9 protein-coding genes, 1 tRNA gene and 1 pseudogene are annotated in these 12,141 nt (G+C 70.2%); 2 read left to right on the forward strand and 9 right to left on the reverse strand.

What is annotated here, in order from left to right; all coding sequences use genetic code 11:
- Positions 1–5: 5 nt before the first annotated feature.
- Positions 6–2,381: a phosphoketolase family protein gene (locus O7621_RS21875; protein ID WP_282234680.1), complete on the reverse strand. Its 2,376-nt coding sequence runs from the start codon at positions 2,379–2,381 to the stop codon at positions 6–8.
- A 353-nt stretch (positions 2,382–2,734) separates the two neighbouring features.
- On the opposite strand from O7621_RS21875, the gene O7621_RS21880 reads away from it, so the two are divergent.
- The gene (locus O7621_RS21880; protein WP_282230988.1) at positions 2,735–3,727 is read left to right on the forward strand and encodes a helix-turn-helix domain-containing protein; all 993 of its coding nucleotides are present in this window, start codon (positions 2,735–2,737) and stop codon (positions 3,725–3,727) included.
- 416 nt (positions 3,728–4,143) lie between these two features.
- A tRNA-Leu gene (locus O7621_RS21885) sits at positions 4,144–4,227 on the forward strand.
- A gap of 327 nt (positions 4,228–4,554) precedes the next feature.
- Here O7621_RS21885 and O7621_RS21890 read toward each other — a convergent pair.
- From O7621_RS21890 to O7621_RS21930, 8 genes and pseudogenes are all read right to left on the reverse strand, one after another.
- Positions 4,555–5,082 (reverse strand): flavin reductase family protein, encoded by a 528-nt coding sequence (locus tag O7621_RS21890; protein WP_282230989.1) that lies wholly within the window; start codon positions 5,080–5,082, stop codon positions 4,555–4,557.
- Positions 5,075–5,488 (reverse strand): Fur family transcriptional regulator, encoded by a 414-nt coding sequence (locus O7621_RS21895; protein ID WP_282230990.1) that lies wholly within the window; start codon positions 5,486–5,488, stop codon positions 5,075–5,077. The genes O7621_RS21890 and O7621_RS21895 overlap by 8 nt, the downstream gene beginning before the upstream one ends.
- Positions 5,489–5,565: 77 nt before the next feature.
- A pseudogene (locus tag O7621_RS29245) lies at positions 5,566–6,795 on the reverse strand (MFS transporter); the annotation flags it as partial.
- 209 nt (positions 6,796–7,004) lie between these two features.
- Positions 7,005–7,736 carry a class I SAM-dependent methyltransferase gene (locus O7621_RS21910; protein ID WP_282230991.1) on the reverse strand — a complete coding sequence of 244 codons (732 nt, stop codon included), beginning with the start codon at positions 7,734–7,736 and terminating at the stop codon, positions 7,005–7,007.
- A 54-nt stretch (positions 7,737–7,790) separates the two neighbouring features.
- Positions 7,791–8,333, reverse strand: coding sequence for a thioesterase domain-containing protein (locus tag O7621_RS21915; RefSeq protein WP_282230992.1), 543 nt, complete (start codon positions 8,331–8,333; stop codon positions 7,791–7,793).
- A 432-nt stretch (positions 8,334–8,765) separates the two neighbouring features.
- On the reverse strand, positions 8,766–9,605 hold the full coding sequence (locus tag O7621_RS21920; RefSeq protein WP_348775326.1) for an ABC transporter substrate-binding protein: 840 nt from the start codon (positions 9,603–9,605) through the stop codon (positions 8,766–8,768).
- A complete protein-coding gene (locus tag O7621_RS21925; protein WP_282230993.1) occupies positions 9,586–10,221 on the reverse strand; it encodes an ABC transporter substrate-binding protein in 636 nt (211 codons plus the stop codon). Before O7621_RS21925 ends, O7621_RS21920 begins: the two co-directional genes overlap by 20 nt.
- 542 nt (positions 10,222–10,763) lie before the next feature.
- A complete protein-coding gene (locus tag O7621_RS21930; RefSeq protein WP_282230994.1) occupies positions 10,764–11,498 on the reverse strand; it encodes a DUF981 family protein in 735 nt (244 codons plus the stop codon).
- Positions 11,499–12,141 lie beyond the last annotated feature (643 nt).

Genomic DNA, 12,141 nt, shown 5'->3' on the forward strand with positions numbered 1-12,141 from the left:
CGCGCTCAGCCCTGGTTGGCCCAGTCGCCCAGCGACCAGTCCCGCACCTCGGGCATGTCCTCCAGGTGCTCCACCACGTACGCCTCGTGCTTGGCCAGTTGCTGCTCGCACCAGACCTTGAGGTCGGCGGCGCCGCGCGGCAGCCGCCGGGCGTTGTTGATCGCGTCCATCACCAGGTGGTAGCGCGACGCCCGGTTGCGGACCGTCATGTCGAACGGCGTGGTGGTGGTGCCCTCCTCGATGAAGCCCCGCACCCGGAACCGGTCGGCGTCCGGCCGGCCGTGCACCAGCTGGTGGATGGCCCCCGGGTAGCCGTGGAAGGCGAACACCACGTCGACCGAGTCGGTGAACAGCTCGGTGAACATCGTCTCGCTCATGCCGTGCGGGTGGTCCTTGGGCCGGGGCAGCCGCATCAGGTTGACCACGTTGACCACCCGGACCTTCATGCCGGGCAGCCGCTCCCGCAGGATCTGCGCGGCGGCGACCGTCTCCATGGTGACCACGTCACCGGCGCAGGCCAGCACGATGTCCGGCTCCGAGCTGCCGTCGTCGGTGCCGGCCCACTCCCAGATGTCCGCACCCTTGGCGCAGTGCTCGACCGCCTCGTCCATGGTCAGCCACTGCAGCTGCGGCTGCTTGTCGATGACGATCAGGTTCACGTACGACCTGGACCGCAGGCAGTGGTCGGCGACCGACAGCAGGCAGTTGGCGTCCGGCGGCAGGTAGACCCGCGACACAGTGCCCCGCTGGTTGAGCACCACCTGGATCAGCCCGGGCCCCTGGTGGGAGAAGCCGTTGTGGTCGTTGCGCCAGGCGGTCGAGGTCAACAGGATGTTCAGGCTGGGCACCTTGGCCCGCCAGGGCAGGTGCGCCGCCTCCTGCAGCCACTTGCCGTGCTGCACCGTCTGCGACGCGCTGACCATGGCGAACGCCTCGTAGGTGGCGAACATGCCGTGGCGGCCGGTCAGGTTGTAGCCCTCCAGCCAGCCGTGGCAGTTGTGTTCGGACAGCACTTCCATCACCCGTCCGTGCCGGCTGATCGCGGTGTCCGACGGGTACACCTGCTCCATGAAGCCGCGGTCGGAGACCTCGAAGACGGCGCCGAGCCGGTTGCTGTTCGTCTCGTCCGGGCAGAACAGCCGGAACCGGTCCGGGTTGCGGGTGTAGATGTCACGCATCAGCTCGCCGAGCTTGCGGGTCGACTCGGCGCGCAGCCGCGCCGGCTGCGACACGTCGACCGCGTACTCGCGGAAGTCGGGCATGTCCAGGTCGCGGGTCAGCAGGCCGCCGTTGGCGTGCGGGCTGGCGCTCATCCGCAGGTCGCCGTCGGGGTTGACGCCGGTCACCGTCGCGGTCGGTGCGCCATCGGCGCCGAACAGCTCCTCCGGGCGGTACGAGCGCAGCCAGGTTTCCAGGATCGCCAGATGGTCGGCGTTGTCCCGGACGCCGGACAGCGGCACCTGGTGCGACCGCCAGGTGCCGGTGACGGTGACACCGTCGACCTGCTCCGGGCCGGTCCAGCCCTTCGGCGACCGTAGGATGATCAGCGGCCAACGGGGGCGGGAGCCGTCCCAGTCGCCGCAGCGGGCGGCGTCCTGGATCCGGCGGATCCTGCCCCAGGCGTCGGCGAGGGCGGCGGCGAACCGCACGTGCATGCCGGGCAGGTCGTCGCCTTCGACCTCGATGACCTCGTACCCGTGGCCTTCCAGCAGCGAACGGACCTCGCCGCGGTCCTTGCGCCCCAGCACCGTCGGCCCGGCGATTTTCGCGCCGTTGAGATGCAGGATCGGCAATACGGCGCCATCGTGGGCGGGGTTGATGAACGAGACACCCTTCCAGGAGCCCTCCAGCGGACCGGTCTCCGCCTCGCCGTCACCGACCACGGCGATGGCCAGCAGGTCCGGGTTGTCCATCACCGCGCCGAAGGCGTGCACCAGGACATAGCCCAGCTCGCCGCCCTCATGGATGGAGCCGGGGGTGGTGACCGAGACGTGGCTGGGGATGCCGCCGGGGCTGGAAAACTGTCGAAACAGCCGCAGCATGCCGGCCTCGTCGCGGGTGACGTCCGGGTAGATCTCGGTGTATGTGCCCTCCAGGTAGCCGGCGGCCACCAGCGCCGGGCCGCCGTGGCCGGGGCCGGTGAGGTAGATCGCCTGCTGGCCGGTGTGCCGGATCAACCGGGACACGTGGGCGTAGATCAACGAAAGGCCGGGGCTGGTCCCCCAGTGGCCGAGCAGCCGCGGCTTGATGTGCTCCGGGGCGAGTGGCTCGCGCAGCAGCGGGTTGCCCCGCAGGTAGATCTGCCCGACGGTCAGGTAGTTGGCGGCCCGCCACCAGGCGTCGAGCTGCGCCAGTTCGGCGTCGTCGGGCGCGGCGAGCACCCGCAGCAGCCCGTCGTCCGCGCCGGCGCGGCCGGCCCAGGTCGCGGTGCGCTGATCGGTCACGGCAGTCACGAGCGGATTCCTCCTCATCAGGGGGTACGTCCACGACCGATCGTAGGGGGGCCGCTGCGGTTTTTCCCGGCTCCAGTGCCTGTCAGGCAGGGGCACAACGGCCCTTGACATGCTCTGACCTGCCCCTGGCCGGCCGTTGACGCCGACACGGTTGACCGGCAAGGCGGCCAGCATATCGACGTACGACAGTTTGATTCGTGCATCCACAGCCAACTCCACTCGGTCCACGGTGCCCGACACTTCTCTTGTCAGCAGAGTTTTCGAGTAGGAAGTGATTTGGAGTGCGTACCCTCTACGACACCGGTTCGGTCCATCCCCTGGACCGCTACGAGTACTACCGAACCGAAGCGACTGCCGAGGTCGCGCCGGTGGAGATCCGTGGCCGTTCGTCGCTGTCCCTGACCGCCGCGATGCGGATCGCCCAGATCGGCCAATATGAGGTCGAGGCGACGAGCTGGCTGTCCGACACCGAAGGCGTGGCCCTCCGGACGCAACGGCTGATCCGGGCCTGTGATCCGGAGTCCTACCGGGTCTGCGTCCTCGTCAGCGGCGAGCTCCGGGTCGAGCAGAACGGTAACCAGGGACGGCTACGCCCACGGGACATCGCGCTCTATGACACGTCACGCCCCTGGGATGCCCGGCACGTGCCCGGGCGTACCCCCATGAGGTTGGCAATGGTGACCTTCCCCCGGACTCTCGTGCCAGCGCCCGAGGCGGCGGTACGCCCACTCGTCGGCTCGATCCTACCGAGACGGATGCCGGGACGCGGGCTCGTCGCGGCGTTCCTGGTCGGAATCGCCGAGGCCGGGGATCCGTCGGCGGACCCCCAGCTCGCCGACGCTCTCGGTGAATGCGTGGGCGGCATCATCCGGCAACGACTCGGTCAACGTCCCGGGATCAGCCCGGACGCGCGCCGGATGCTGCACCGCGCCCACGTCACCGCAGTGATCCGTCGGAAACTCGCCGACCCGCATCTGGACGCGGACGCAATCGCCAGAGCCGCCAGCATCTCACCCCGCTACCTGTACAGGATCTTCGAAGACACCGGGACGACACCGATGCAACTCGTCAAGAAACTGCGGCTGACGGAATGCCACCGCAGCCTGCGCGACCCGGAACTGTCGTCGACTGCCATCAACGAGATCGTTTCCGCGCACGGCTACTCCCGTCCGGACCAGTTCGCCCGAGACTTCAGGCACCTGTTCGGCATGTCGGCCACCGAGGTACGTCAGTCGATCCGGGACCGGTCGGCCGGACATCGGAATCGGTCATGACGACCGGACGACGGTCGGTCGGAGGCCAAGGCCGACGCGGACCAGGTCACCGCGCGGACGCCGGCGGCGATGGCAGCGTCGGAGCAAGCCAGGCGGCCCGGCCCCTGCCGCCGGTCGAGTTCCATGTCACCGTCCGGGTCGTGTTGCGCCGCCGAGGAGCCTGGCTGCTGCTCGGTGTGGCGATCTGCCGGCTCGCGGACGCCCCGCTCGACGCGGTGACCGCAGTGGCCGGCACCATCCAGATGCTCCTGTCCGGTTAGCCGCCGTGCCTGCCGGCAACGCCCGTCGGCACGGTTGTGCATGATCCACTCCGTTCGTGTACAGTCTTGCCCCGTGCGGCCCTCAGCCGCCGACCCCACGGTGTCGACGTCCGGCTGTCGACCTACCGAATGGGGGCGGTAGAGTGGTCCGGGTAGGTCCGGGTGGCGGAATGGCAGACGCGCTAGCTTGAGGTGCTAGTGCCCGTATAGGGCGTGGGGGTTCAAGTCCCCCCTCGGACACAAACTGGTACCTGATCCATCAGGGTTGGCCTCCGCTTCGATGATGCGGGGGCCTGTTTTGTACGTGAGCTTGAGTCCGAGCTGCTGGTAGACCTGGGCCTTGTCGACGGGGTCGGCGGTGCGTAGGACGTCAGCGATGCCGGAGAGCGCCTCGACCACGGTGTTGATCTCGGCGAGGGTCATGGCCGGCGAGCTGGCGTAGCTCAGCCTCGATGGTGACTTCTACGCTTGAACCTCAGGTAGTCCGTGGCGGGCCAGGGGCGCAACCTGTGCACGTCGCACTCGGCCGATAATCCGGCGTTCAGCTACGCCGCCGGGGACTGGCGATCAGCCGGACCGTACCTGTCGGTCGCCGCTGCGGGCGTCGGTGACGGTGCCGAAGGTGCGATGGCAGAAGATCAGCGGTTGGTGGTCGCGAAGACTTCTGACGGAACGGACCTCCGCGACAACGATCGTGTGGTCGCCGGCCGGGTGCTCGGCGGCCGGTACGCACTCCAGGTGCGCGAGCACGCCTGGGAGGACCGGGACACCGGCGCTGGACGGCCGCCACGGCACTCCGGCCAGGCGTTGCGGGCCGGGGGCGGCGAGCGTTCTGCCGAGGTCCTGCTGGTCGGCCGCGAGAATGCCGATCCCGAACCGGGCCGCCCCACGGACGTCCGGCCAGGTGGTGGACTGCTCACCCATGCAGAACCCGACCAGCGCCGGACGCAGCGAGACGGAGAAGAAGGAGCCGACCAGCAAGGCGCGGGGGCCTCGGTCGGTGGCTGCGGTCACCCCCACGACGCCGGTCGGATAGGCGCGCATCACCTCGCGGAACCGGCCAGCCGTCACCGCCGACCTCGACCGTTCAGCCATCGCCGTGCCGGACGCAGTCGGCGCAGACCCCGAACAGCTCGAGCATGTAGTTGACATCGGTGAAGCCGTGTTCGTCGGCGACCTGGCCGATCCATTCCTGGGTCGGCGGTCCGGCTACCTCGACGGTACGGGCGCAGAGCCGGCAGACCAGATGATGATGCTCGGTCTGGCTGCACCGGCGGTACAGCTGCTCACCACCGGCGCCGTGCATCACGTCCACCTGGCCGGCGTTCGCGAACACCTGCAGGGTCCGGTAGACGGTCGTCAAACCGACGGTCGAGCCCTGAGCACGCAGCTCGGCGTAGAGCTGCTGGGCGCTGCGAAACTCGGCGGTCGCGTCCAGCAGGGTGAGGATCTCGTGGCGCTGGCGGGTGGACCGGCCCGCCTCCGCAGGCGGCTGCTTCACGACGCCACCCCCTTGTTCATAACGGTTCTCATTATCATAATGGTGGCGAGGAGGGTCGGTGGCGATGTGGGTGCGGGTCACCGGTGGCAGGGCGACCGGTGCCCACATCGCCCCACTTCCGCGATCAGTCGCCGCCGGCCGGTCGCCGAACATCGGCCCTGGTCGGCACCCGCTCGACGGAGCTGTCTGTCTTGTCGCGTCGGGACGGGACCGTCATCAACGCCACCGCGCCCCCGACGGCCGCCGCCCCGGCGGCCACCCAGGCGACCGTGGTCAGGCCGTCGACGAACGCGACCCGGGAGCACCGCGCCGAAGACCGCGGCACCGACGGCTGTGCCAAGGGGGAAGAACGCGTTCGCCGTACCGCTGGCCATCCCCGCCTGCTGTGGCGGGACCACCGACACCGAGATGCCCATCAACGGCGCGAACAGCAGCCCCATGCCGGCCCCGATCAGCACCAGACCCGGCAGCGCTTCCAGCCAGGTCGAGTCGGCACCGACCCGGGCGACGAGCAGGTAGCCCACGCAGATGGCGACGAACCCGGTGACCACGACCGTACGGTTGCCGTACCGGTGTTGCAGCCGTGCCACCACAAGACTGCCACCGACGATCGCCACCGACAGGGCCGACAGTTGCAGCCCGGCCTGCAGGGGCGAGTAGCCGAGCATGCCCTGCAACCACAGCACCAGGTACGGCATCGTCCCGAAACCCACGGCACGGGTGAGGAAGCTCAGCATGCTGACGCCGGTGAAGGCCCGGATCCGGAACAGTGCCAGCTGCAGCATCGGGTCCGCGATCCGATGCTCGGTGGCGACGAACAGGACCAGGGTGACCACCGCGACACCGGCGGCGACCAGCGTGACCGGTCGCGTCCATCCGTCGTCGGCGCCGGAGATGACTGCCAGGTTGACCGCGCCGAGCAGCAGCACCCCCAGGACCGCACCGGCGAGGTCGAGCCGACGGCCCGGCTGCCGACCGGCGGCCGGCAGCCAGCGCAGCGCGCCGAACAGCACGAACGCGCCGGGCAGCAGGTTCACCAGGAAGATGGACCGCCAGCCGAGGCTCGACACCAGCGCACCGCCCACCAGCGGCGCGATCGCCGCGGAGACGGCGGCGGTCGCGCTGAACACGCCCATCGCGGCGTTGCGCCGCTCGCCCGGATAGGCGGCTGCCAGCAACGGCAACGCGGGCGCGAAGATGAGCGCGCCACCGATGCCCTGCACCGCCCGGCCGGCGATCAACACCTGCGGATCGGGCGCGACGCCGCACAGCAGCGAACCGATGGTGAACAGCACCACGCCGCCGACCGAGCCGGTCCGACACCGATCCGCCGACGAGCAGCAAGGCCGCGAACAGCAACGGGTACGCGTTGACTGTCCACTGCAGCTGCGGAAGGGTGGCCGACAGGTCGGCGGCGATCGCCGCCAACGCGACGTTCACGATGGTGATGTCCATCGTGGTGATAGCCGCAGCGACGCTGACCGTGACCAGGGTGCGGCGGGCGGCCGCAGTCGAATCATGCGGCGGCAAGGACGACCACCTCCGGGGCTCCGGCGCCGGTGACGGCGGCGGCGGGCCGGCTGACCATGCCGGACTCGCGGGCGAGCTGGTCGCCGTCGATGGTGTGCCAGTCGTAGCTGTCGGTCACCTCACGCACCAACTGTCCGGAGCGGTACACCCGCCAGGTGGTGGTGAACCGCATCAGGTCACCGCCGGCCGGGCCACCGGCGACCCACCATTCGTAGTCGTGCCGGCCGATCGAATCGCGGATCGACAGCGCCGCCGGGATCTCCCGCGGCTGCCGTACGCCCATCAGCTCGACCACCACCACGCCGCCGGGGGCGAGTCGGCGCCGCAGCAGCCGCCACAGCCGGACCCGCGCTGCTTCGTCGAGGTGGCCGGCGACGCCGAACACCACGGCGGCGCAGATGGTCGCCGGCAGCGGCAGGTCCGGTGCGGCGGCGTCGACCACGGTGACCCGTTGCCGCAGCCCGTCGTCGGCCGCGACCCGGCTGGTCAGCACCCCCCGCATCGCGGTGGACGGCTCGATCGCCACAATCCGCGCGCTCGGCAGCGCCGCGGCGATGATCTCGGTGACCCGACCGGTACCGGCACCGATCTCGACGACCGGCCCGGCCGACGGGTCGACACCGGCGAGCGCGGCGGCCAGGGCCGGTCCGCTGCTGGTCGCCTGTCGGGCGGCGACCATCTCGTAGAACTCGGCCACCGGCGAGTAGTAGTCACGCACCGGCTCTCCTCCGATCGGACGGGTTGGCATGGACGGTCGGAACCCGGGTAGCGGTCACGGCATGCTGGGCCAGGCCACCGGGGTGCGGGTCAGCACCGGATCGAGTTTGCTCAGGATGGCGGAGATGACGGCGCGCCGCTGCGGCACCAGGTAGAAGTGGTCGCCGGGGAAGGTACGCACGTCGAACCGGCCACTGGTCAGCTGGCCCCAGCTGTACGCCTGCCCGTCGTCGAGCTCCGGATCGGCGTCGCCCCGCAGCACCATGACCGGGCAGTCCAGCGGCGCCGCCGGCGCCGGCCGGTACGTCTCGATGAGACGGTAGTCGTTACGGACGTAGCCCAGCACCGCCCGGCGCAGCTCCGGATCGGCCAGCACCTCGTCGTGGGTGCCGCCGAGCCGGTTCAGCTCGGCGCAGAGTCCGTCGTCGTCGCGTCGGTGCACCTCGCCGTCGTGGTCGGCGGCGGCGAGCAGGGCGATGATGCCGTCGCCCGCCTGGATGCGCGTCCCGTCGAGGTTGATGTCGGCGGCGGCGACGCGCAGCGGGATCGAGTCTGCGACGGACAGGATACGCAGCAGCTCCTCGACGGCCGCCGGCATCATCGGGCTCGGCGCGCATGCCCGCCACCAGGCCGACCGCGACGGCGAGCGGCACCGCGAGCGCCATCGCCAGGGTGGTCAGTAGCAGGCTGTTCGGCAGCCGGTCAACCAGCACCTCGGTCACCTCGCGGCGGCCGACGTACCCGGTGCCCAGGTCGCCGCGCAGGGCGGCGGTCGCCCAGTCGATGTACCGCTGCACCGGATCCACGTCGAGGCCGAGCTCCCGGCGGAGCTCTTCCCGATCGGTCGTTGTCGCGTCGGCACCGGCGACGACGCCGACCGCGTCGCCCGGTAGCACCTCCGTGACGGCGAAGATCAACACCGACAGCACGGCGAGCACCAGCACCGCGCCGGCGGTACGCCGGACGACAAGCGCGGCGACCCGGAGCAGACTCACGCCAGGTATGATCACCTGGTTGCCCGCCGCCCAGATCAGCCGCTGGGCCTGCACCGCCGCCGTCCGACGCTGTTCGGCGTCCGTGGCCCCACGGCCTGGCTGACGAGCTCGTCGATGTCGGGGCGGTCGAAGCCGAAGGTGGACGGCGAGCCGGCGGTACGGGTCGCGGCGTAGCTGGACAGCGGCGGCACCGGCGGGCTGTAGCTGGCGGCTAACGGCAACTGCACGTAGGCCGCGAAGTCAGAGAAGAGCTGCCCAGTTGGCCGCTGGTCGAGGGTGGCGTCGATGCCGACCGCCTTGAGGTTCTCGACGACGACCGTCGCGGTCTCGGCCATGCCCGCCACCTCGGGCGCGGTGGTGACCGCGACCGTGACGGCGCCGACACCGGCCTCGGCGAGCAGCGCCTTCGCCCGGTCGGGGTCGTACGGCCGCTGTTCAATCTCCTCGGCGTGGTCGGTGAAGCCGAGGGAGGGCAGGTCGTTGCCGACGAAGGCACGACCGAAGCAGACGTTACGCACGATCGCTTCGCGGTCGATCGCGTACTTGACCGCCTGCCGGACCCGGACGCCGGCGAACGGGGCGAAGGACAGATTGATCCCGAAGGACAGCGACGTCGCGTACGGCAGGTTGGAGACGGCCACTGCGAACTGTTCGTCCTCCTCCACCGTCCGGGCGGCAACCGGCCCGATGTCGCTGACGAAGTCGACCTGTCCACCGGTCAGCGCGTTGACCCGGGCGGCGGCGTCCGGGATGGTCCGCAGTTCGAGCCCGTCCAGGTACGGCCCCCGCCGAGGGCCAGTCCGTAGTAGTCGTCGTGCCGGGTGAAGGCGGCGCCCTGACCGGGCTCGAAGTCGGTCAGGGTGAAGGGCCCGCAGCTCGGCATGTCCGGGGTGACTCGGTGGTGCCGTCCTTGAAGACCAGGCTGCTCTGACAGAGCACGAGCCGGCCGTCGGCGATCGGGCGCAGCGTCGGCAGGACGAGGGTCAGGTCGTCGTCGACGGTCGCGGCGGCCAGGTCGAAGTTCTGCGACGGCGGCTTGAGGAACGGCAGCGACCCGAGGGTGACCGGGGCGTTGAGCGAGTAGAGCACGTCGTGGGCGGTCAGGGTGGAACCGTCGGTGAATGTGACGCCGGGTCGGACCTTCACGGTGTACGTGCGCAGATCGTCGCTGACGTCGATGCGCTCCAGGACGCCGTACCGGACGCCGTGCTCGGCCGCCGGATCGAGCACGCCGAGCGCGCCGTGCATGCAGCGGGCCCGGACGTAGTCCAGACCGGTCGGTCCCATCAAGAAGTTGAGCGTCCCGGCGGCTCCACCGCCGACGAACGCGGCCCTGAGGGTTCCTCCGGGTCGGGGTGTCGGCGTGCCGGCGACGGGCCCCGTGGTGGCCGCGTCGTCGGTCGAGCAGCCGGCAAGGATGGGCACGCCCGCGGCGGCGGTCAGGGACACCGCGCCGGCCCGCAGCAGCGTTCGCCGATCAATAGTACGCACCAAGGGATGCTCCTCGGGAAGGTCGAGCACAGGAGTGCGCGGATCACCCGCACCCAGACAGCAGGGTTGGGATGGAAGCCATTGTCAACTAGGTGGTGGCCCGCCCCACCGAAGCGCACCCGAGGGACAGAGCCCGACCGCTTCCCGCAGCGCGTCACTGCCCAGCGGATCAGCCGCCCCGGCCCGCCCCACCACGACACCGGTCCCCGGATCCTGATCGAAAGCTCCGGCGCCAACCGGACACAGCGCCCGGCGCCAACGCACCGATCGGGGTCCATGACGAGGTCAGCCATCCGGCCGGCCGCAACTCACTTGGGCGACCAGTCGGAAAGGGTAGCCATTTTATGTGATAGCAGTCGTCCGCGACGGGGCCCCTACCCGCCCGGCCTGACAGCAGGCGTCCCGGCAGATCGGCCCCGCCACCGGCGCGGTGAACGCAGCGGCTGTTGGCTGCCGTCTGCTCGTAGTGAGACGCCGGGCCGGTGCCGGCGTCTCACGGGTCGCGGCGGATACGTTCTGTGGTCAGGCCGGGCGCAGGCTGATCAGATCCGGTACTCCGTACCGAGACGGAGGTTGATGTCCAGGCCGGCATGGGTGTAGTAGTTCAAGATGCTGAACAGGGCGAAGACCAGTCCGCTGCCGAACCACAGCCACCGCGCGGCGGTGAGCAGCCAGCCCGGACGCAGGCGGCTCAGCGGCGCCAGGATGGCACCGAGGCCGGCCGCCAGGTAGAGCAGCACGAAGAAGGTGTTCTCCACAAGTGGATAGTTGTTGAGCAGCCCGGTGATGGGTTCGGCGGCCGGCGCGCCGCCGACGATCTCGAACCGTGCGATCGCGGCGGCACAGGCGATCAGGACGCCGCCGAGTCCGATGACGACCACGGCGACGGGGGTGAGGTCCACCTGTTGCAGACCGGCAAGGTCGCCTCGCAGGTGCCAGAGGTATACCGCTGCGGCGAGCAGCAAGACGCCCAGGATCAGGCACGGCTCGCCGAAGATGAAGTTGAGTGGCGGGTTGACGGTCAACGGCCAGGTGGTCGCCATCAGCGCGCCCAGCGGCGCGAGGACCAGGCCGAGCGCGCCGAGTACCACCGCCCACAGCCGCGGGTCGAAGGTGCCGCCGGCTGGTGCCACCGCCACCGGCCGGTCCTGCGCCGGATCGGGATCCGTGTTGTCGAAAGCCGGCAGGGCGGCTGCGGCAGCCCGCTGAAGCAGCAGCGACACCAGGATCAATGCCAGCCCGGCGGCCACTCCCATGGACGTGTTGTAGAGAATCACGTGCCCTCCCTCATGTGGTGTCGACCCTTGCCTGGGATCGGTGCCTCGTCGGCATCCGCCCGTCACCATGACCGCGGCCGCCGCTGCCTGGGCAGCGGCACTGCGCGGTCGGACCCGCCCGGTCTTGCGCGACCGCGACGGCGAGCGCTTCCGTGCTGCCCTGGCGACCGTCGCCGGCCGTCGGCGTGTCGCGGTTCGGGAGTCGCTCGTCGAGTTCGGGAATCTCGCCCCAGGTGGCACCGGCTGGAGCGGATCCGCGTGGCGACTCATCCGTGACCACAGTGGTCGCCGGTTCGCGTCGCATCCAACCAATGGTCAGCCGGGCTGTAACCACATAGCCACTTTACGTAGTATCACCCTGCTTACGCCAGGGCTTTGACCGAGCCGTCTTGATCATCCACAGTGATGTTCGCTGGAACGCCAGATGACCTGCCGGCGACTCGACGTCGGGACAGGCGACACCGAGGACATTGGACCCTCTACCTCGCTGCGGATCGTCTACCGGCCGACCGCCGACCCCCCGCGCAAGGGCCAAGGCGTTCTGGCCGCCACCGCGACGGCCGTCGCCGTCGCCGTCGGCCAGAGCCAGTCCCCCGGCAGCCCTGGTACCCGGCCGGCCACAGTTGGTCCAACTGATGCCAGC

It is taken from the genome of Solwaraspora sp. WMMD937 (genome assembly GCF_029581175.1).
Lineage (GTDB): Bacteria > Actinomycetota > Actinomycetes > Mycobacteriales > Micromonosporaceae > Micromonospora_E.